At 40.4% G+C, this 22022-nt stretch carries 21 protein-coding genes; 11 read left to right on the top strand and 10 right to left on the bottom strand.

Going from position 1 to position 22022, the window contains the following annotated elements; all coding sequences use genetic code 11:
• The coding region (locus QZU45_RS06425; protein ID WP_295353131.1) for a LysM peptidoglycan-binding domain-containing protein at positions 1 to 461 on the bottom strand (461 nt) is incomplete at its 3' end.
• A 182-nt stretch (positions 462 to 643) separates the two neighbouring features.
• Between QZU45_RS06425 and QZU45_RS06430 the strand changes: the two genes are divergently transcribed.
• The 6 genes from QZU45_RS06430 (at position 644) to QZU45_RS06455 (ending at position 7800) form a co-directional block, all read left to right on the top strand.
• Entirely contained in the window at positions 644 to 1870 is a 1227-nt protein-coding gene (locus QZU45_RS06430; RefSeq protein ID WP_295353134.1) for a hypothetical protein, read from the top strand.
• Between the two features lie 160 nt (positions 1871 to 2030).
• Positions 2031 to 5141 (top strand): clostripain-related cysteine peptidase, encoded by a 3111-nt coding sequence (locus tag QZU45_RS06435; RefSeq protein ID WP_295353137.1) that lies wholly within the window; start codon positions 2031 to 2033, stop codon positions 5139 to 5141.
• A gap of 21 nt (positions 5142 to 5162) precedes the next feature.
• A complete protein-coding gene (locus QZU45_RS06440; RefSeq protein WP_295353140.1) occupies positions 5163 to 6074 on the top strand; it encodes a hypothetical protein in 912 nt (303 codons plus the stop codon).
• A 105-nt stretch (positions 6075 to 6179) separates the two neighbouring features.
• Complete coding sequence (locus tag QZU45_RS06445; RefSeq protein WP_295353143.1) at positions 6180 to 6803, top strand: M949_RS01915 family surface polysaccharide biosynthesis protein; 624 nt, start codon at positions 6180 to 6182, stop codon at positions 6801 to 6803.
• Positions 6804 to 6815: 12 nt separating this feature from the next.
• On the top strand, positions 6816 to 7208 hold the full coding sequence (locus QZU45_RS06450; RefSeq protein WP_295353146.1) for a hypothetical protein: 393 nt from the start codon (positions 6816 to 6818) through the stop codon (positions 7206 to 7208).
• 22 nt (positions 7209 to 7230) lie between these two features.
• On the top strand, positions 7231 to 7800 hold the full coding sequence (locus QZU45_RS06455) for a hypothetical protein (RefSeq protein WP_031490764.1): 570 nt from the start codon (positions 7231 to 7233) through the stop codon (positions 7798 to 7800).
• A gap of 19 nt (positions 7801 to 7819) precedes the next feature.
• Here the strand turns inward: QZU45_RS06455 and QZU45_RS06460 are convergent, their stop codons facing one another.
• The 4 genes from QZU45_RS06460 to QZU45_RS06475 all read right to left on the bottom strand — a co-directional run bounded on the left by QZU45_RS06460 (position 7820) and on the right by QZU45_RS06475 (position 12327).
• Complete coding sequence (locus QZU45_RS06460) at positions 7820 to 8482, bottom strand: DUF4143 domain-containing protein (protein WP_295353149.1); 663 nt, start codon at positions 8480 to 8482, stop codon at positions 7820 to 7822.
• A 64-nt stretch (positions 8483 to 8546) separates the two neighbouring features.
• Positions 8547 to 9956, bottom strand: a complete 1410-nt coding sequence (glnA, locus tag QZU45_RS06465) for a glutamate--ammonia ligase (RefSeq protein WP_295353152.1) — start codon at positions 9954 to 9956, stop codon at positions 8547 to 8549.
• Positions 9957 to 10341: 385 nt separating this feature from the next.
• A complete protein-coding gene (locus QZU45_RS06470) occupies positions 10342 to 10833 on the bottom strand; it encodes a GNAT family N-acetyltransferase (RefSeq protein ID WP_294997795.1) in 492 nt (163 codons plus the stop codon).
• 318 nt (positions 10834 to 11151) lie between these two features.
• On the bottom strand, positions 11152 to 12327 hold the full coding sequence (locus tag QZU45_RS06475; protein ID WP_295353155.1) for an iron-containing alcohol dehydrogenase: 1176 nt from the start codon (positions 12325 to 12327) through the stop codon (positions 11152 to 11154).
• A 355-nt stretch (positions 12328 to 12682) separates the two neighbouring features.
• On the opposite strand from QZU45_RS06475, the gene QZU45_RS06480 reads away from it, so the two are divergent.
• The 4 genes from QZU45_RS06480 (at position 12683) to QZU45_RS06495 (ending at position 18250) form a co-directional block, all read left to right on the top strand.
• On the top strand, positions 12683 to 13228 hold the full coding sequence (locus QZU45_RS06480) for a glutathione peroxidase (protein WP_074839579.1): 546 nt from the start codon (positions 12683 to 12685) through the stop codon (positions 13226 to 13228).
• Between the two features lie 77 nt (positions 13229 to 13305).
• Positions 13306 to 14244, top strand: a complete 939-nt coding sequence (trxB, locus tag QZU45_RS06485) for a thioredoxin-disulfide reductase (protein WP_295353158.1) — start codon at positions 13306 to 13308, stop codon at positions 14242 to 14244.
• Between the two features lie 231 nt (positions 14245 to 14475).
• Entirely contained in the window at positions 14476 to 16254 is a 1779-nt protein-coding gene (locus QZU45_RS06490) for an AAA family ATPase (RefSeq protein WP_295353161.1), read from the top strand.
• Between the two features lie 175 nt (positions 16255 to 16429).
• Complete coding sequence (locus tag QZU45_RS06495; protein WP_295353163.1) at positions 16430 to 18250, top strand: AAA family ATPase; 1821 nt, start codon at positions 16430 to 16432, stop codon at positions 18248 to 18250.
• A gap of 107 nt (positions 18251 to 18357) precedes the next feature.
• Here QZU45_RS06495 and QZU45_RS06500 read toward each other — a convergent pair whose 3' ends face one another.
• Genes QZU45_RS06500 through QZU45_RS06510 form a run of 3 tightly spaced genes read right to left on the bottom strand, consistent with a single transcriptional unit; the run spans position 18358 to position 20324 of the window.
• On the bottom strand, positions 18358 to 18600 hold the full coding sequence (locus tag QZU45_RS06500) for a hypothetical protein (RefSeq protein WP_295353166.1): 243 nt from the start codon (positions 18598 to 18600) through the stop codon (positions 18358 to 18360).
• A gap of 27 nt (positions 18601 to 18627) precedes the next feature.
• Positions 18628 to 19467 (bottom strand): TIGR02452 family protein, encoded by an 840-nt coding sequence (locus QZU45_RS06505; RefSeq protein WP_295353168.1) that lies wholly within the window; start codon positions 19465 to 19467, stop codon positions 18628 to 18630.
• A gap of 56 nt (positions 19468 to 19523) precedes the next feature.
• A complete protein-coding gene (locus tag QZU45_RS06510) occupies positions 19524 to 20324 on the bottom strand; it encodes a BspA family leucine-rich repeat surface protein (protein WP_295353171.1) in 801 nt (266 codons plus the stop codon).
• A gap of 228 nt (positions 20325 to 20552) precedes the next feature.
• On the opposite strand from QZU45_RS06510, the gene QZU45_RS06515 reads away from it, so the two are divergent.
• Positions 20553 to 20834, top strand: a complete 282-nt coding sequence (locus QZU45_RS06515; protein ID WP_295353174.1) for a hypothetical protein — start codon at positions 20553 to 20555, stop codon at positions 20832 to 20834.
• An 8-nt stretch (positions 20835 to 20842) separates the two neighbouring features.
• Here the strand turns inward: QZU45_RS06515 and QZU45_RS06520 are convergent, their stop codons facing one another.
• Complete coding sequence (locus tag QZU45_RS06520) at positions 20843 to 21526, bottom strand: BspA family leucine-rich repeat surface protein (RefSeq protein ID WP_366925485.1); 684 nt, start codon at positions 21524 to 21526, stop codon at positions 20843 to 20845.
• Positions 21527 to 21610: 84 nt separating this feature from the next.
• The coding region (locus QZU45_RS06525; protein ID WP_295353177.1) for a hypothetical protein at positions 21611 to 22022 on the bottom strand (412 nt) is incomplete at its 5' end.

Genomic DNA, 22022 nt, shown 5'->3' on the forward strand with positions numbered 1-22022 from the left:
TGGAGGAGCAATTCTCCAAGAGATCGTGTAAGACGTAGTTCGCTATGCTGTGGTCTATGAAACAGGAATCCCATCGACTTCAGTCGTGGGAGAGTCAAATTGTATTGTGCTCCTTTGCCTTTACCATAGCACTCCTCAGCAATCTTCCATAGGGTATCGCCTTTCTTTACTTCGTAGAACTTGGATTCCTCTCCTGCAGAGGCAACCTTAACTCCATCAGTCTTAACTCCGGCAATACCCATTTTGTTGCCCACTTCAAGAACAGCTTTCTCAAGTGTTTCCAGATCTTTGGCGGTGCCCTTTAAAACAACATTGTCGCCGTCAAGCTCAACTGTTAAATCCTTAGTATCCAGCCCTAATGCATCTAGGTCTTTTTTAAGATCTGCTGCATTGATCTCTGCTGCAGTAGCTAGACCCAGGATTTTTTCACCAACATCCTTAATAAAAGAGAAGAAACTCATTTATCCTATGCCCACATCCTTTAGATAACGGCTTTTTCAAAAAGCAAATTATTTTTACTTGCGAAGGATAAAATAGCCTGCCACCTCTCAAAACTGTATCATGCCTCCCGTCTTTGTGATTATCAGCTGTATCCAAACCTATAATTAAATTTGAACGTTCTTTTATATGCTGAAGGTGAGATATGACAGAAGGCACTGTGCGCAAAGTCTTTGGTTTTAAATCCGTGGCAGGAATTATCAAAACTGCGGTTTTATCTGGAGTTTTAGGTTATTCCCTGACAGCTTCTGCTGCAATTAACACTTCCTTTTCCTACAGGACAGTTATTGATCCTTATATCAATGTCCCAATCATGAAGGTTTTTCTTCCAGAGGGCTGGAGAGTAAATGTAACCTCCGACTGGCAGCGCTGCTCATCTGCCTCAATTGCCTTTGGTATCGTAAGTCTTATCAGTCCCGATGGTAATACTGAAATTATTTTTACAACTCCTGAAGCCTACGCTTGGAGTACAACTGTTATAACTCGACAGCAGAAAGCTCCTATGGCGGTCAATAAAGTCGGCTGCAATTTTCCAAAGCGAATCTTTAATCATCCATATCTTTCATCAAAGGACTATATAAAGACCATCATACCTTCCTGGGGCATGAGTATTGCCCAGACCTTGAATGTAAATATGACAAAGGAAGACTCCGGCTTTAAGAAGATGATGATCCCGAGGATAACCTCTTCCGTGCAGCAGGCTGTGAATATGCAGGTGGCAGCCTCAAGAGGAACTTTTGTAAGCGGCAAAGTAAGTGCTACCTATGCCAATATTGATGCGTTGCAGCTTCTGGTTACCCTAAAGAACGGATCCCGCCGCTATTCAGAGCATATTGCCGCAACTTTAGGCTATACCACAACTCTTCAAGGTCGTCAGGTGACTAGACAGCTTCCTCCAATGGTCAATCATAATACCCTCTGGAAGGGAGAGCTCATCTCCTATTACGCACCTTCAGTTGAAGCCTTCAATGCCAACTACGATATTTTCAAGACAGTTGTAAACAATTCACGATATCTGCCTGAGTGGGGATATCTGGTGGACTACTACGGACAGAGAATGGCGGTTGCTGTAATGCAGGGAACAATTGAGGGTATGCGTCAGTTTGACGCCCAAAGTGCCCAGCAGGCTCTAAGGGATGCTACAGAGGAGCAGAGAACCGCTGATCAGTCTCAGATGACCGAGGCTATGAGTGACACCATTTATGAGCGAAACGATTACACCGATCATGAGGGTAATCATTTCAAGGTCTCCACCGGATATGATGTTTACCGCGATCAGGATAACAAATACCATATCGTGACTGAGGGAAGATCTGTTCCTGACTCATACACAAAGCTAAAACCTAATGAGGCAAGGGATTATCCTCGATAGTCCCTAAGGGCAGGATTTCAGTTTTGACTCTGAAAGCTCTGCTCTTTTCTGTGCTTCAGTTTTAACTGTCGGTTTGCCTATGAATGTGAACATTCTGCGTTTTCCAAACATCCGGTGTCTGCTTAACAGCCTGCATCTGCTCAAAAGTGTGGCAGAGTGCATGAAAGCTTTTTTGTACGGACTTTATGTTCTTCTGACTTCTCTTATGCTGTTCTTTTCTTCTTCAGCTCTTCTTTCCTGTGCTTATGCAGCAGAAAACACTGGATCTGACAAGGCCTGGACCGTGATGGTTTACATGTGTGCCGACAATGATCTTGAGGAGATGGCCCTATACGATTTTTTAGAGATGGAGCAGGGCATTCACGAGGACGTGAACGTGATTGTGCTTATGGACAGAGCCCGTGGCTATTCATCTTTGTATGGTGATGATACCGGAACAAAGCTCTATCAGGTAAAAAAGGCAAAGGAGAGAGTAGACTATACAAAACTTATTACAGGATCGGTAAGGCTGCCGGCGAGCTTTGAGTCTGAGATGATTTTAAATCTCGGTGAGCTTGATATGAGCGACCCTGCGAATATCGTCCATTTCGTAAATGAGTGCGTTAAAAGATATCCAGCGCAGAGGTATGCCTTTATTCCATGGAATCACGGCGGTGGCTGGAAATCCATGATCATGGACAATGACGGCGGAAAAGGTGTCAGAGGCCGAGGCGACATGACGGTTTATGAATTTGCCGGAGCTTTGAATTCCGCAGCAAAGCTGCTTCCTAAAAAGCGTTTTGATGCCATTATCTTTGAAATGTGCCTCATGGGACAGATAGATGTTCTTGATGTGCTTGCTCCCTATGCTGATTATGCCTTTGCCTCTCCTCCTGTGATGCCTGCGGTTGGTATCAGTTTTACCGACATTCTACCTCTGTTTACAAAGGATATACCGACTGCTGATCTTGTTAAAAAGATTGTCTTATCCTCAAAGGATTATCTTGAAAAGCATCATCTGCTTGAGTGTGCCTACAGTGCCTATGATCTCAAAAAGACTCAGGCAGTTACAGACTCCCTTAATAAGCTATCCTCCTATCTTAAGGGGATTATTCCAAAGGAGTACTCTGCTCTTACCAGAATTCTTGGTTTTACGACCCATGTAAACAGTGTTGAAACCGATGTTCTCTATGGAAAGCCTGCCTATTGGTCGCTCTCCCTGATTGATTTTCTGAACTCTCTTGAAAGAAATATTCCTAGCATTAAGACGGAGTATCTTCAAAATGTAAGAGAAGCTCTATCATCACTTATTATCTCATCTGAAAGTACCGAGAATGCAAAGGAGCTTGCGGGGATAAGCATCTATCTTCCAATGCGAAGAGAGTTTCTGGATACAAGGTATCTCTCCACGGAGTTTGCAAAGCGTTCAGGCTTCGGAGAATTTCTGGACAGCATCTACCGCGCTCAGGAAACCCGAGGTGGTAAGCCTCCTAGAATTGATCATGTTGAGGTTGGCACTGTAACTTTAAAGGATGGGCGTGACGGCAGATCACCTATGGACTTTAATCTTAAGCCTGTGACCACCATCAAGCCTTTTGACCGCAGCGTCATCCGTTTTGATGTAACCGGCGAGGATATTCTCTGGACTCATCTTTATCAGCTTGAGAAAACTCCAAACGGCAGCAGAATTCATTTTACCCAGCTCGTAAGAGATACCTCCCGCAGAACTGATAACGCCAGTGCAGGCTATCTTCAGAAATCTACTCCTCATTATGAGAACGGCACAACCCATCTGATGAGAGAGATAACGGCACAGAAGTATGTAATCACCAACGGTATCACTACAGCCGATATTTCCATTCAGAATACCGCTACCTCTGATGCCTTTAATGACAATGTCTCCATAGGCTATGCTAAATACATCGATCCTGATGCTGGTTCTCAGGAGCTTTTTATAAAGCTCAAATTCAACAACAGAACCAGACTGATGTGCGGTGCCGAAGTCATCAATCAGGCCGGAGGCGGCCTTTCGGGTACCGCCATAAATCTAAAGCCGAACGGTATTCTAAGACCTTCTTTAAGCTACATCGACAAAAAAGGCAATATTCTCAACGAATTCGGAGCCCCATTCCAGGTCGGCTCCTATCTGGTGCTCTCCTTAGCCCTTGTGGATAACAATGCCGAGCTTAATCATATTATTTTTGCCCAGACTGTAGGCGGGAAAAAGGCGATTGCAGTTTCAAAGGCGGTGCGGATCCAACGTGACACTTATCAGGACAGTCTTATTGATAACACCGTAAAAAACGGTCTTGTCAACCTTTACGGCCGCTATGCTCTTTTCCAGTATGCAATGTCAGGCAGCGGCTCTGTGCTTCTGCCTAATTTCAGAATCCTCTCACTAGGCTTTGACAAGAACAACAGTCCTGTCTGGCTGATGCATGATTCAGGCGGTGAGGAATTAGGACATGGCAGGTTTAATTTCATTGTGGTAGGAACTCCGCAGCTGATGCTGCATCTCCCACACTCTAACAGTACGGTTCCGATGCTCGGACCGACTCTGCAGAGCTACTACTGTTTTATGGAGGGGCAGGGACCTTCCCGTCAGTGGTATTTTATCGGTATGGGGGATGGAACCAGATCGCTTCTGCTGCCTATTGAGACTTTTGAGTCGAAGAGTCTTGACGGTACCTGGGTATCGCCTACTGAGATCTGGAAGTTCAAAGGCAGTGAGGTTGAGCAGTACCGTATTAAGGAGAAACTAAAGGCAAAAGGCGCCTTTACCCGTGTTAACAATCTTCTTAAGGCCAGGAACATGCCTTTTGAGGAGTACTGCTACTATATTGACAGGAACAATGCACATCTGACTCTGATTTCACGAGATGGACATGTCTCAACTCTTACAAGAAAAGAGGCTGTGCAGGTTACTGAAAACATCAACCCTCAGGGTACCGTTCCTAAGAGGGATAAGCCTGTAGAGAACATAGTTCCCTCGGACAATAATGTCGTAAAGCCTTCCTTTGATCCGACTTCTCTTGAGGGCAGATACATGAGCGGTGCTGATACAGGAAATGCGTTTTTAACTATACAGCGACTGCAGTCGGATAAGCGCTATTCTGCCTATATGCAGACCAAGGGCCAGGGCAATATCAGATTTGTCTTTACCGTCAAAGACAGTGATTTTTGGGCAGTATTCCCTAACGGGGAGCGTCAGAAGGTCGGATTTAGATTCCAGAACGGATATCTGACTCTGTTCTTTGACAATATGCCGCCTATCAGTTTCAAGAAAATTTAAATCACCAATGTGAGGTTTGATATGAAAAAATCATTTATCGCCGTTTGTCTGTCCTTAGCCGTATCTTTGTCAGGATCTGTTTATGCACAAAACTATGCTTCTGATGCAGTGTATTACCCATCAGGCAGCAGTGTTCAGGTAAAGACCGTAGGCCTTGAACAGAATCTTCAGGGATCCTGGTTCGGTACCAACGGTAAAGACTCCATGCTTCTGATCTTTATGAACAATATGGTGGGGATGGCCTTAAATGGTCAGCAGATCTACGGCAACTTCACTGTTAACGGCAATCAGCTGGTGATGCGCTTTCAGAATGGTAAAAGCTTAAGCTACAACATGAATCTGAATGGCGATGTGCTGGTTTTAGACAACAGTATCACTCTGAACCGCCAGCAGGCAGGATCAAATCCTCAGATCCCTCAGTCAGATAACGGTACACGCATTTATCAGGATGGTCAGACCAGGGGCGATTCCCAGAGCCAGAATAACGGCGGCTGGGGTGGAGGCACTCAGGGACAGAGCAGCGGTGGCTGGGGTGGTTCAGATAATTCCGGCGGAGCTCCAAAGAACGGTACCTGGGGCGGTAATAACGGAGGAGCTTCAGCCAATACTGAAAACTGGGGAAGCTCTCAGGGAGATAATGTCCCTCAGTCAATGCCATCAGGCGATATTCTCAACGGAAAATGGAGCTGTCAGACTCCTCAGGGAGAGTTTGCCTTTGTCTTCAACAATGGTCAGTATGTCTGCATTGTAAACGGTCAGCAGATTGAGACCGGGATGTACCGTTATGATCAGTCCTCAGGCAATTTCAATTTCCAGATCACCTCAGGACAGTCTGCCGGTGCTTCAGGTACCAACAGGGTTTATGTGCAGGGGAACAATATGTCGATTCAGTTCCAGAATGGCGGGCAGATGAATTTTGTAAAAAGCAACTGACCGTAGCTTCTGACTTCAAAGAGCGCTCTTTTTCTGTTTTTCATCTGTTTTTTAGGTACAAAGCGCTCTACTCTGATTTGTAACGGCTTTTTCTGGGGGCTTCACATGACTAAAGGACTATCCCTTATACTCTGTACTTTTCTGACTGCAATCTGTACTGCAAACGCCTATATAGACGACCATCCTCTGCAGGGCTATAAGGAAGCTCAGGGAAATTTTCTAAACAAGGTTACATACAGCAGTAACGGTGAAAATCATGTGGTCATGCAGACCGAATCAGGCTATTTCAAATCCACTCCCGATCCTAAGTATCCCGAGAATATCTGCATGAACAATGAAATTCATGTCTATGACTTCGGCGAGAATAGCAAGGTGCCTCCGGTTTTAAAGTGGAAGCTCTATGATTTTGTTCATGACTGTGAAACCTCTGCAAGACTGGAGTTCTCAAAGGACAGTCCGATGGTTACCGATCTTGACGGAGATGGCAGAAAGGAAGTCTGGATCTCCTATTACAAAGGCTGTCATGGAGATGTAAGTCCTGATGAACTCAAGGTATTCATGTACAGGGACGGAGTAAAGCACTCCATTCGAGGTCAGACTCATGTCTTTGTGGATGGAAATTTCTATGGTGGTGATTTTAAAATGGATCAGGCCATGAAATCATCAGACAGACGTTTTCAGGACTTTGGAGTTAATCTCTTCAGACGTCTTGCCGAGGATAAGCATTAAAAAGGAGAAACTATGAGATTTTCCTGTCTGCTTTACAATGCATTATCTCTTCTGTGTGCTCTGCTTTTATGCATGGTATCTTATGCTTCAGACTTTCCCCGTGACAGTGTCGAGCCTACGGTTAAGGTGTGGAATGCGGTGGAGGAATTTTCAAAGCGTATGGGGATAACCCATGAGGAAGCAAGAGTTGCTATGACCATGGCGACAACCGATCTTGTGGAGCATAACTGTCAGTTTGATCCGGGGGATCTCTACAGGGAATTTCACGAGAAAATACTTAAAGATCCAAAAATGCAGAAGGCTCTTAAGGAATACTACTCCTATATTGATTCAATCTGTGTGTATTCAAGAGAGAACTGGTGTGCTGAATATCGCGGCGGCAACAGGATCTTTGGAATATGGTGATAACTAAACTCTGGAGTCTCATATGAGCAGTTCAAAAAAACTTAGGCTTCTAGGTGCTGTCTCAGTATTTGCGGTAGCAGCTGTGATGCCTTTATATGCCGCATCTCAGGACTTCAACGATGTCGCAGGTGTTCCATTCATCAAAGGCACCGTTCTTACCTGCAGGGCCTCTGATTTTGAAAAAACCGTTTTTGAGGGAAATGATAACTACTCTGTCTGCCGTCTTAAAACTGATTCATTAAAAGATCAGGGAAAGATTGTAAAAACCTCGGTTCTGACAAGGTATCCTGCTGTTCTCTGGGGCTGTTTTTCAAAGAACGAACTTGGAGGGGTACCTATCGACAATAACGAGAACGGGCGATATTCAGATTATAACCGTAGCATTACCTACGCAGGAAACTGTGCGGTAGTTATCAGAGTCAACTATCAGCATGGCGGCAAATGCTATCCTCATTTTGAAGGAGATTATTTTGAGGTGTTTCAGTCTAATCATCTAAGCCGAATTGTGGACAGCTCTGATAAGAAAAACCGGAGGATAGAGTATATTCCATGCCAGATGAACGATGTACCGGTTCTCTTTGAATTTGAGTAGAAGACTAGGCGACTGTTTTCTACTCACCTTCAGGAACCTTCAGCTCTGAAATATTGACCATTTTTACATACTGACTGTGCTGCCTGTGTTTTGCAAAGCCTGCTGCATACAGAGGCAGCGTTACAAAAACATCTCTTTCTCCAACGTTTGTATCAGAATACTTTACTGCCTTGTGTTTTCCATATTTTTTTGAGCTGGCAATGACAAATTTCATGCTGGTGGCTCGGTTGTTAGATGCCTTGCATTCTATCATCACCACCTCACCTTCGTCCTCTGTCAGAAAATCAATTTCAGGAGAGCCGCTTGGTGCATGATAGTAGTACAGCTTGACGCCGCGACTGTGATAAGCTGCTGCAACCATGTTTTCATCAATAGTTCCCTTGTAAGAGCTGATATCTCCTGAGAGGATTTTCAAAGGTACATCATCTCCAAGCTGCGATATCAGAAGTCCTGTATCTGCATAGAATACCTTGAACTCAGATGGCAGACAGGCACCTTCAAGCGGGTAGGAGATCTCGATGGTATTACAGGCCCGGACAATGAGTCCTACGTCCTCAAGATACAAAAGTCCCTCAGCCTTTTGAGGAGAATGACCTTTGACGTTGACCAGTCTGTATTTAAACTTTTTGTATTCCTTTGATTGACATCTTCCAAAGGCTAAATGCCAGGGATTTTTCGGCAATCTTTGGTAATAAGAAAAAAATACCTCGTTAGATAACGAGGCATTTTCGGAACTCAGTGATGAATTATAAGCTATAGTAAAGCTCAAACTCAGCAGGATGTGGAGTTGAACGAACTCTGGTATCCTCAGCAGCCTTAAGTTCGATGTAGGCGTTGAGCATATCCTCAGAGAATACACCGCCTTCCAGCAGATACTCATGATCGTTCTTAAGTGCCTTTAGAGCCTCATCTAGTGAGCCACAAACCTGAGGAATGTTTGCAGCCTCCTCAGGAGGTAAATCATACAGGTTCTTATCCATAGGCTCACCAGGGGTAATCTTGTTCTTGATACCGTCAAGACCTGCCATCAGCATTGCAGCGAATGCAAGATATGGGTTTGCACAGCAGTCAGGGAAACGAACCTCGATATGAGCTGTCTTTGGATTTAATGCATATGGAATACGGATTGAAGCTGAACGGTTGGCGGCAGAATAAGCCAGCATTAAAGGAGCTTCAAAGCCAGGAACCAGACGCTTGTATGAGTTGGTTGCAGGGTTGGTGAAGGCATTTAATGACTTAGCATGCTTGATGATACCGCCGATATACCATAATGCTTCCTGTGACAGACCGCCATACAGGTTGCCTGCAAAGATGTTGTTGCCGTTCTTGTAGATTGACTGGTGGCAGTGCATGCCTGAACCGTTGTCTCCAAAGATTGGCTTTGGCATGAAGGTTGCGGTCTTACCGTACTGATGGGCAACGTTCTGAACAACGTATTTGTAGATCTGAACCTCATCGGCCTTCTTGGTTAATGAATTGAATTCTGTTGCAATCTCGTTCTGACCTGCGGTAGCAACTTCGTGGTGATGAGCTTCTATTACCAGCCCCATCTGCTGCATCACCTTACACATTGCAGAACGGATATCCTGTGAAGAATCTACAGGAGGAACTGGGAAGTAACCGCCTTTAACTCCTGGACGATAACCTTTGTTACCTCCTTCGTATTCGGTAGCACTGTTCCATGCTGCCTCAATATCATCAATAGCTACGAATGAGCCTGAAATATCTGACTTGAAACGAACATCGTCAAACAGGAAAAACTCTGGTTCTGGACCAAAATATGAAACATCACCGATACCGGTTGACTTCAGGTATTCTTCCGCTCTCTTTGCAACTGAGCGAGGATCACGGCTGTAGCCGGTTAGAGTCTCTGTTTCAAGAATGTCACAACGGACGATGATGGTAGGATCTGCGTAGAATGGATCTAACTGAACTGTGTTGATATCAGGCATTAGAATCATGTCTGATTTATCAATACCACACCAGCCTTCGATTGAAGAGCCATCAAACATCTTTCCCTGATCGAAGAACTTCTCATTGATGCAGGAAATTGGAAGAGTGATGTGCTGTTCTTTACCTTTGGTATCGGTAAATCTTAGATCAGCAAAGACAACATCATTTTCTTTGATGAGATTGCTTACTGCGTTGAAATCCATTTAGGTGCTCCTAATTATTAAAGAAAAAACCAGCTCCATTTTTTTTATGGGTGTGATTTTCGTCAAATATATCTTCTAAGTCAAAGGTTATTTTTGAGGCTTAAAAAAACAAGGCTAGATTTTACTATATGGGTGAGACGCGGGCAAATTATCTGCACTTTTTTAAGGAAGAATTTTTCAAAAAAATCATTTAATTATCATGGAGTTAAAGATTTAATTTGGCTCTATATGTATGACTTGCAAGACAATTACTTGAAAAATAGAGTTTTTAGTAAAGTGAAAAATTAATTATAAATAAAAACAATTGCACTTTATTGGAGCAATAGAAAAGCATCAAAAAAGATAACATCAGCTGAAAAATCAGCTGATGATGAGATGTGACTTATTAGTTAAGCTCTAAAGAATAGACTTCCTCGTTGATGAAGAAATCTCCCATATCAAGACCTGTATCTCTTACTTTCTGCATGCCTTTATTCTTGTAGAAATCAAGACCGGGATTATGGGCATTGATAATCAGCTCAATTGTGCAAGGCAAAATCTTAGAGCGGACATATTCCTTTACCTTGGTAAAGAGCGCGGTTCCGATTCCTTTTCCGATGAAATGCTCATTTACATAAATCTTCTGCATTAAAAACAGGTTAGGGCCCTGCTGAATTACAGATACAACTCCAAGATCTTCTCCATTGTAGGTGGCAATGAAATAGTCTGTTCCTGTACCTATGGCGTCTGACAGAGCCTGCTGTGAATAAAGCTTATCTAGCATAAAATCAATCTGTGCAGTGGTAAGAACTCCTTTGAATGAAGATGGTACAAGCTCTGAAGCAAGTTTCTGTAGAACGCCCACATCTTCACTAGTTGCTTTTCTGACTGTAATCATAGAAACCTCAGATTTTAGTAAATCTTACTTGTTGATCTATAAAACATTTTAAAATAGTAGGATTATTTTTCCATTATAATTGAATTAATTATGTGACAAAGTTCACCAAAGTTCATATGTTAATGAGCTTTTTTATGCTGTTTTTAATGTGTTTTTTGTGATTTATTGCTTTGTATGAAATTCTGAAATGGAAATATTAAGAAGGAATATGAATGTATCTTGTATATGTTCGGCACCCATAGTTCCTTTTGCATGAGAATAATGTGTGCCGAAAGAAATCTAATATTTTCTGTAACGCTAACTTGGTTACCGATTTTGTTATAGCATCAGACGATAGATATTTTTAGCATCCTGCTCATTGATCTGAACGAAACCTCCGATGGTTCCTTCTCTTCCATTACCATAACAGGCGTTGTGTGCCAGGGTGTCAATATCTTCTTCTTTAGCTCCAAGCTCTGCAAAATTCTTTGGCATGCCTATGCTGATTAAAAAGTTTCTGAAGGCCTCGATACCTGCTTTTGCTGTATTCAGAGGACAGTCATAATCCATTTCACAGTTCCAAAGTCTCACTGCAATCTTGGCAAAACGCATTACGTCATGTTCAAGATTGTAAGTGAACACTGCTGGCATAACTACAGCCAGACCTGCACCATGAGCACAGTCATAAATAGCGGATAACTCATGCTCCAGATCGTGACTGGTCCAGTCCTGTGATCTGCCTACACCACAGGAATTATTATGGGCCATCATTCCAGCCCACATTATATTGGCACGAGCTTCATAATTATTCTGATCGGCAATAGCCTTTGGCCCTTCAGTTTTCATTGCCAGAAGCAGTGCTTCAATCATGCGATCGGTTGTCTCTACATTTTCGGTGTTGGTCAGGTAACGCTCATATAGATGAGCCATAATATCTGTGATACCACAGGCTGTCTGATAATTTGACAGAGTAATGGTTAACGCTGGATTTAAAATTGAAAATACAGGTCTGATTCCTTCACCGGAGGCACCGCGTTTGTACATGCCATCAAGTTTGGTGATCACTGAGTCAGGTGACCCTTCACTGCCGGCGGCCGAGATGGTTAAAACGGTTCCAACTGGTAAAGCTTTATCGATTGGCTTGCCTTCGTAAAAATCCCAGAAATCTCCCTCATATATGGCCCCTGCGGCAATAGCCTTTGCAGAATCAATAACACTGCCGCCACCAACTGCTAAGATAAAATCAATATTCTCATTACGGCAGATCTCTATACCTTCATAGACAAGATCATCAGTAGGATTAGGTCTGACACCTCCTAATTTGACATAGTCAATATTCTCTTTTTTCAGAGATTCTTCCACTCTTGCCAGTAGTCCGGTTTTAACTGCGCTTTTAGAACCGTAATGAAGTAGAACCTTACTCCCATTGAATCTCTTAACATAATGTCCTGCTTGATTTTCTGTTTCTTTGCCAAATACAAAATAGGTTGGAGAATAAAAAGTAAAGTTTTCCATAACAGCTCCGGTTAACAATTATTTAAACAGTACAATTTTACTTAAATAATGAAAATTAACCTTGAGCAAAATCCAAAAATCTTACAAGAGTCTTATATGGCCATTAATCTTGAGTCGTATTTGACATCGTACGAATTAAAGACGAATTATTCTTTTGTGATTATTTATTTGTCTATATAGTGGAGATTTCTAATTCTCTCGTTTAAATGAACTAACTGATATCTAATGAAAAAAAATATATAACGATAAGATTTATCATTTAATGTATTTATATTGGTTTGATACAATTAAATTTAGTACAATTAAAACATCTTAAGAAACAAGACAAATTTTCAATCAGTTAATGAGGTGCATTATGAGCATTTATGATTTTGAAGTTAATACTCTAAAGGGTAAGAAAGTATCTTTAAAGGACTATGAGGGTAAGGTAGTGCTGATCGTGAACACTGCAAGCAAGTGCGGTTTTACTCCTCAGTATGAAGAGCTTGAAGCTTTATACAAGAAGTATAAGGATCAGGGCCTTGAGATTCTTGGTTTCCCTTGTAATCAGTTTGCTGAGCAGGAGCCAGGTTCTGCAGCTGAGATCACTGAGTTCTGTAAGATTAACTATGGTGTAACCTTCACTATCTTTGAGAAAGGTGATGTTCGCGGTGAGAATGCACAGCCTTTATTCAAATATCTAACTGCTCAGAAGGGCTTTAAAGGCTTTGATATGAAACACCCAATTGCTAAGATTCTAAAGGATGCTCTTGAGAAGAACTTCCCTGAGTACTTAGAAGGTGATTCAATCAAGTGGAATTTCACCAAGTTCCTGATCAACAAGAAGGGTGAAGTTGTAGACCGCTATGAGCCAACCACAACTCCTAAAGAGATGGAATCAGCTATTGAAGCTCTTCTATAGTCTATCTCCAGACTGTGCTTAAAGAGGAGGCAACTCCTCTTTAATATGAAAATAAAAAAGATCACAGGAGAACTATTATGTCAGATGAAATTTTAAATACCGTTATTATCGGCTCTGGACCTGCAGGTTACACTGCCGCAATTTATGCCTGTCGTTCCGGTCTAAATCCTTGGCTGATTAAAGGCCCTGAGCCAGGTGGTCAGCTGACCACAACCCCTGAAATAGGTAACTGGCCTGGTCGAAAAGATGCTCCTGACGGATTCTCTCTGATGGATTCATTAAGAGAACACGCAGAAGCACTTGGAACTAAAACCATATCCGCTATGGTTACCGAGGTTGATTTTTCATCTGATATTAAAACCTTGACCTTAGATAATGGAGAGCTTATCAAGACTCGTACAGTGATCATTTCTACTGGTGCCAAGGCACGTTATCTAGGCTTAGAGTCTGAGGAAATGTATAAAGGTAAAGGTGTATCCGCATGTGCTACCTGTGATGGTTTCTTCTTTAGAAAAAAGGATGTTGCTGTAATTGGCGGAGGCTCTGCTGCTTTTGTTGAAGCGTTATATCTTACCAATCTCTGTAACAAGGTATACATCGTTCACAGACGTGAACAGTTCAGGGCAGAGAAGGTTCTTGTGGATAAGTTAAGAGAACTTGAAAAGACCGGTAAGGTTGAGTTTGTCCTCAATGCTAATGTGGATAAGGTGGTAGGGGACGGTAATAAGGTTACCGGAGCTGAGATTAAGTTTACCGATGGCAGCTCTCGCAGTATCAATTTGGATTGTATCTTTGTAGCTATTGGACATGAACCAGCAACTAAAATCTTTAAAGAAGCTCTTGAGCTTGATGAAGACGGTTATATTAAGACTGGCTTTACAACTGCAACGTCAACTTCTTCAAAAGGTGTGTTCGCCGCTGGTGACTGTGCCGACAGAATTTATCGTCAGGCAATAACCTCTGCAGGTGAAGGCTGCAAGGCTGCTTTAGATGTTGAAAAATATCTTTTGGGATAACTGTCATCAGAGAAAATGATCCGAAGAAAATAGTATGATCACGGTATTGATCACCTGATTGATAACGTGGTCATACTAGCTAGGTGCAAAAAAATTAAAATACATTCAGAATCTCTACATCCTTTTAACTTCATCCTCTCTATCTAATCCTGCAACTCTTTACTCTATTGACAAACAGCAAAAGCCTAATCTGCTATAATGAATCCAGCTAAGATTTAAGGAAACAGCTTTATGTCAGAGAGTGCAGTTAAATTACTTAATAATCCTTATGGACAGGCAACTTTTGATTTATTTCGTCAGGATGAACAGGCCTTTGTTGATAAAAGTCTGATGATTAAATACCTTGATGATAAGGGTACAAGTAGATATCCTGTTCTCCTGCGTCCTCGTAGATTTGGCAAATCTACATTTGTCCGTATGCTTAAATGCTATTACGACATTTCATATCAGGACAGATATGAGGAGCTGTTTTCTGGCTCAAAAATTTATGATGAGGATCTCCCAACTCATAACAGCTATCATGTAATCAATTTTGATTTCTCCGCAGTTTCAACAGGAAATCTTAATAAACTTTTAACTAGCTTTTTTGTAGCTGTAACTGACGGTATAAGGGACTTTAAGCGCAGATATAAGGATTTTGTGTTTGATTATTCAGACATGGATAAAACAGATCCTGCAACCCTTTTTACTGAATTTGCAATTGCCTACAAAGATTATTCTGACGGTCAGAATCTCTATGTCATGATTGATGAGTATGACAATTTTGCCAACGAAATCTTATCCAAAGATTTAGAACTATTTCAGAATATAACCAGTAAGGATGGTTTTCTAAAAACCTTTTACTCTGCTATAAAAAATCAGGCAATGAGTACTATTGCCAAGACCTTCATAACTGGAGTCTCATCAGTTTCTCTTGATTCACTAACCTCAGGTTTTAATATAGCTCTCAATGTTACATCTTTAGACTGTTTCAATGAGTACGCTGGTTTTACCGAGGATGAACTGGATATTCTTATTCCAAAGCTTGTGGATGTAGAACAGTTAGGTGTAACCACAAAAGAAATCATTGAGAGAATGAAACCTGTCTATGACGGCTACTGTTTTTCTAGAAGATCTGATAAGACAGTCTATAACTCATCCATGTGTCTTTATTACCTGACAAAAGTTAGACAGGAACAGACATTACTAAATCCAGAGGATTATCTTGATCCTGCCTGCGATCAGGATGGATATAAGCTAGAGCAGTTGTTTGGGCTTGCAGATAAAGAAACTGTTGATACTATAATTGACAGATATCTTCAGGGAGAACCTTTTTATCTGCAGAAGCTTTCAGAAAATATCAATCTGAATCAGGTAAGAGAATATACCCGAGAGCAACTTTTATCCATGCTCTATTATCTTGGTTATCTGACCATCAACCGGAACTCATCCTTAGATAGCGGCCTGTCTTTGGTAATACCAAATCAGTTCATGTCAAAGCTTTTTGCAAACTGTACCATTAAGTTACGATTCAGAAAAGATGCTGTATTCTCATCACAGAAGCTTGATATCTCTGAGATGATGAATCTTAAGGATGATTTATCCTCATTTACCTCATCCTGCACAGATTTTTTAAGTCTGATTATGTCAAATCAGGTCTTATACCATATGAATGAAATAGCCTTAAATCTGGTTCTGTATGCCAAACTTGATGAGCTTTCCAAGGATGATTTTGAAGTAAGACTACAGAAATCCCTGAGAGTAGTTGGTGTGGGCGAGAAATTTGCAGATTTGGTTGTAACCGTAAACAAAGGTACAAGTAATGAGTGTATCTACCTTATTGAGCTTAAGTATCTGACTAAAACAGAGGCATCTGATAAGAATAGTGAAAGCTATCTGAAGAGAGCCATCAAAGATGCTACGGATGAGGTTTTAAATTACAAATCAGCTCTGGATTTTAAAGGCAAAAATGTAAAAGCCTTTGCCATGGTTTTTGCTGGTCCTGATTGTGTTTACTGTCAGATGTACTAGTTATTATTGCGCAGTCTGAGTCTGCGCAGCTTCATAGAAATAAAACATAGATATGCGGTTGCATGCTAGATAATTAGCTTAGATTTTGTGATTTGATTAATCCTGGCTCTCAAACCTTATTCTCTTTACTGTTATCCGTGATAAAATCTAACTCGATGACAGAAGCGAGGATCTTATGAAAGATATTAAATTTAATAATGGCAGTGAGGATTTTAAAGAAATCATCAACGGAAATTCTTATTACGTTGATAAGACTGCCTATTTAAAAACTCTTTTCTTAAGTACTTCTGAAGTAAAGAACTCTCTTTTTATTCGCCCTCGCAGATTTGGTAAAACGCTAAATCTTAATATGATCAAAGAGTTCTGCGAGCTCAATTATCAGAATCCAGGTGATAAGACACGTCAGCAGAAACTCTTTGTGGATAATGGCAGAAATTTGGCTGTAGCAGGTGATGATTACAGAGAACTTCGAGAAAAAATCATGGGTGAGTTTCCTGTAATCAGCATCTCTTTTAGAGGAGTTGAAGGAGAGAATTTTCCTGATGCCCTAAGTCAGCTTATTTTAAAAATTGCCGAAATCTACGAAAAATTCAGTTTTCTAACCAAAAGCAATAAATTATCAGACAGTAGCATACAGAACTATGTCGATAATCTAGAATTCTGTAATACAAAACAGGAAGAATTAGCTAATCCTGAAAACTGTCAGAAAGCAATAGTTATCTGCAGTAGCTTTATCTCTAAAATAGCTTTTATGCTTCACAAGGAATTTGACAGAAAGGTTATTGTCATTATTGATGAATATGATGTTCCACTACAGAAAGCAATGGTAGCAAAAGATCCTTATTATGAAGATATGCTGAACATCATAAGAAAATTAAGCAGTAATACTTTCAAACAGAATCCTGATCCATGGCTATACAAAGGAATAGTATCTGGCTGTTTGAGAATAGCTCATCAAAGTGTTTTTACAGATGCCAATAACTTTACTACTTACGGCTTGAGTGATGAGCCGTTTACAAAATTCTTTGGATTTACTAAGGATGAGACAAATAAACTTCTTGATGACTGTAGTTTATCAGATAAAAAAGCTTCGGTTAAAGAGTGGTATGACGGATACAGATTTGGAAAAAATCATATTTACTGTCCATGGAGCTTAATCTGTTACTGCAATAAAGCTCTGCATAGCGATACAGATAAACCTCTGCCATTCTGGGTTAACACCAGTGGTAATGATCTAATTGACCTGTTTATCCAGAATAATATGGAAGCCCATGATGCAGAAAACCTTTCAAAACTGCAGCTGTTGCTCGATGGCGATAGTGTAAATATCAATTTGGAAGAATTTTCGACTTATCCTGATATTCGTAACAGAGTAAGCTTTGATGTCTTTATGACGCTGATGCTGCATACAGGCTATGTTACTTATACGGCGGACTCAGATTTTACCGGTGAGGTTACCATCAGAATTCCAAATCAGGAAGTCTTATCCTGCTTTAGAGCAAAACAGAAGTTTCTTTACGGCGAAAATAATCCATACTGGTTCAAACAGGCAATGTCACTGGTTGATTTGCTTTTAGAGAACAGAACAGAAGAAGCTCAGGAGCTTATATCCTCTATGCTGATTAGTTTTTTAAGTGTGAGAAATTCTGGAAGTGAGCTTTACTATCACGGGTTTATGACTGGTATTCTTGGCTTTGCCTGTGCTGCTAAAGGAGTAGAGTTTCACGAGGAGATTGAAAGTGGGGATGGTTTTCCCGATGTGGTGCTCAAAAAGAAATTAACTCGTACAACCGCAGTGCTTGAATTTAAGAAAGGAAAGAAAGACTTATCTTCCTTAACAGAGAGCGCAGATTATGCCATTGACCAGATTATTAAAAAGAAGTACGCAGAACCATACATTAAAGAAGGTTATAAAAACGTGTATGGAATAGGCATCGGCTTTGGTGGTAAAGACTGTACTGTTAAATCATTAGGAAATATGGCGCTGAAGAAATAGCCTTCATTCCTTAAGATCTACATTTATATACTGAATCCTATTTTATGAATTGATTGATGGATTGGTGTTAACAACTGTTTATATAAGTGTAACAGTCTCTTTTCTAATTAGTTTTCTGTCCATCTCGCCATTCTGAAGGCTTGATCAGAAACTTCTTTTACAACATGACCGCAGTTCCAGCACGTAATATAAACGAACTTATCGTAAGGATTATCTGATGCAACCGTTGCTTTGGCAGATAAATCGGCTTCTGATTCCTGTGGTACTGTCTGATATCTTCCATGGGATGTGAATTCTCTGCAGCCGCATTTTGGACATGAAGATAAGTTAAATACCTTTGCCAGATCCATACTGATACCTTCCCGATAATAAACAGCTTAGCCAAAGACCTTTAGAAATTCCTGATAGTTTGTTTTGTCATCCCTGCAGTAAATTGCAAATTCTATTTCATCAAAGTATTTTGGAAAAACATCAATTGCTGTTTTATAAGCTTTTGCTACTGTTTCCGGATTGTTATTAAAAACACCACAGCCAAAGGCTCCTAATACAAGAGACTCAGCCCCCTTATAAGCAGCAATGCTTAAAATGTGGACTGCTCTTTTTACATGCAGAGCAAATTGTTCTGCTTCTGACATATATGGTATCTGGTTTGGAAATTCTACTTTAAAAGGAGCTCTTAAATCAGGGGCAGCACAGGTTATCACATCAACCTTGAATCTTTTATCTTCAGGTAGTTTCTGAGGAAAATCTGAATCATCCTTGAAAACAATAATATCTGGGCTGTAAATTACATTGTCCAGTGCCTTGTAGTCGGCTCTGCAGCGGTTATATTTGTAGTAATATTTAAATGCTTTAGGCGTATCAAGCACTCGGAATAAGGTTGATTCACGACAAAGACATTCTTCCTGAGCAGAAGCGCCATCTTTAACTCCTCCTCCTGCATAGAACGCATTTGCAAAGTTTAAAACTGCAATTCTTCTGTCAGGTGCTTTCTCATGAATAAGTGCTGCTGCTTCAAAGCTGCGGTGTTCTGTAACGGAAATTACAGTATTTTTGAGCTTAATATTATCTGCAAGGCGTGGATACTCATTTTCTAAATAGACAGACAGATCTTCAATAGAAGCCTCGACTGCCTCAGACAGAGATTTGTCGGAGCGAATCATATCTAAAGTATTTAAGAAAATCTGTTGTCTTTGTTTTGCTTCTTTACTCTTCATGTTTGTATCCTTTCAGCCCTGGTTATTGGCCAGGGCATTGTTAAGTTTATTTGGTGTTACCCAATTAGAACGTATCCCCTGAGTTTCTCAAGTTCGTCAGTCTCATTGAGAGCAATTGTTTTCTTTTGGTTTAACTGTTCTTTGTTAAAGTCAAATCCTTCATTACAGTCTAATCCAGTATCAAAGAAGTTTACAGCGCTATCTATTTTCCATTTACTTACGTCAAAAACGGAGTTTGCATTTTTGAACATTCTGGAGAAATCAACTACTCTGGAAACATTCCATTTGCTTAGAACTACTGATTTAAGTCTATTTTCATCAAGACCGCCTTTACAGTCTTCAAACATGCTTGCCATTGTTCTGACGTTACGAACATTCCAGTTACTTATGTCTCCTCCAAAGGTTGCTCCTTTAAACATTCCTTTCATATCGTTCACATTTGATACGTCCCAATCCTCAAGTTCATCGGGAACAAACTCTGCATTTTTAAACATATAGGACATATCTTTTACTTTTGATACGTTCCAGTTTCTTAAACCTGAAATTCTGCCTTTTAATCCATTGAACATTCTATTCATGCATTCTACATTGCTGACATCCCATTTTGACAGGTCTGCTGAATAATTAGCTAATGAAAACAGGCCATCCATGGCTGTGACATTGGATACATCCCAGTTGCTGATATCTAAATATCCGTTAAATTTACGAAGAAGAGGAAGTCTTAATTTGGTAAGATTTGAAACATCAATGAAGTTAAGATCGATAATTGCTGCAGTTTTATTAGCTTCGTATTCTTTCTCGATTATATCTTTAAGTTCGTCGGAAGAAGTTACTCTTACAGTTTCACGAATTGCCATATTAAACCTCACTTTTACCAGATGGATAGATGATCTTCTGATCATCTGTTTACAAATTTAGTATGAGGCTTTTCCGTAGCATGGAATCAATTAAAAATATTTATCTGCATCAATGTAAAGAGTCCATTATGTGAACAGATTTTAAGTGACGAGCAGGTCTAATCCTTATGTAACATTTTATACTATAAAAGAAGAGTATGTATTCTTTAGATTAGTCTGGTGAGATAAATGGATAAGAATGAATTCTTAAAGACTGCTGATGTTTTTAAAGAGCTGGAAAATGACCTGAATATTGGCAAAGGTATTACCCTGGGTAAATGTCCTTACTGTGGCTCAGAGAATGTTGTAATGACACGTGAACCAAACAGTAGAGCTGGTGATGTCTCTAAAAATGTCAATTTTCACGAAAGAAAAATCAGTATTGCAGAGCCTGGTCCAATTTACCTCTATAAGGTATGCAGAAATTGTGGAAAGATTCTTCAGAAGCTTGAAGATGGCAGAAGAATGTGATTAAAAGACTACTTCTTTTTACCAGCAGCATCAAATAATGCTTTTATAAATTCTTCCGATAATGGCTCAAGTTTGATTAACCAGTTTTCTTCGTCAAAATAGGAGTTGGAAATATCAATCTTATATATTTTTGAATTAAGTCTGGCGAATATTGAAAATGAAACGTATTCTTTTGGATATTCTTTAGTGTGGTAAGAGATCCAGTCTAACAAGACATCAGCCAGATGTTCGTAATCAAAAATAATACTCTTACTTTCATACAGTTCAAAACAATCTTTGCCCTGAAGGTTCCAGTTCTTTAATTTTTCTTTAGGGTATGAAGATGTCAGCATACATCTGAGACTTTCTACATTAGATATATCCCAGGCACTTATATCCTGAGTAAAGCTGCTGCCATAGAACATATAGTTCATATTTGTAACATTGGATACATTCCATTTTGAAAGATCAGAGTTGAAGTAGCAGTTCATGAACATACATGACATGCTTCTGCAGCCTGATACATCCCAGCCTGAGATTTTTCCCTGAAAATTAGAGTTCATGAACATTCCGGTCATGTCTTCAACTGTGGATGTGTTCCAGTCTCCTATAAAGCCGTTGAATTTTGAAAAGGCGAACATATGGCTAAGATCTCTGATCTCATTTCCTCTAAGGCAGAATATTCTCGCATTGAATTGCCCTGAGTTTTGCAGTTAACTCAAAATAAAAACAGCCTAATCCCTTATACAGACAGGCTTCAGGCTGTTTTAGATTATTTTGATAAAGTAATACACTTCCTAGATTTTGCTCATCAGTTTCTGGCAGATCATGTCATTTATAGACCCTCTTTTTCTGAGCAGAGAATTTATATTCTGAGTTGAATTTAGTTTATACAGCGGATTCAGATTGACAGCCTTCATAATCATGTTGATGGGGAGCATCTGATTTAAACCAGACTGCTCACGCTCTCTGTCTCTGCAGTAAAGAGAATCATTGATATTGTCATAGGCACTGGTTTGGAGAAACATTACCTCGTTGTTGATTCTGAACGGAGCAACACAGGCAGATTTAAGAGCATTGGAAATTCTTCTGAAGCTAAGCGGAGTTCCAGCCTGATTCAGCTTATATTCCATGGTTCTGTAGCAAAGCAGTGAGAGATAGCAAATCATCACATAACCTTTGATATGGGCAGGAGAGTAAACATACATC

The organism is uncultured Succinivibrio sp. (assembly GCF_902756765.1).
Classification (GTDB): domain Bacteria; phylum Pseudomonadota; class Gammaproteobacteria; order Enterobacterales; family Succinivibrionaceae; genus Succinivibrio.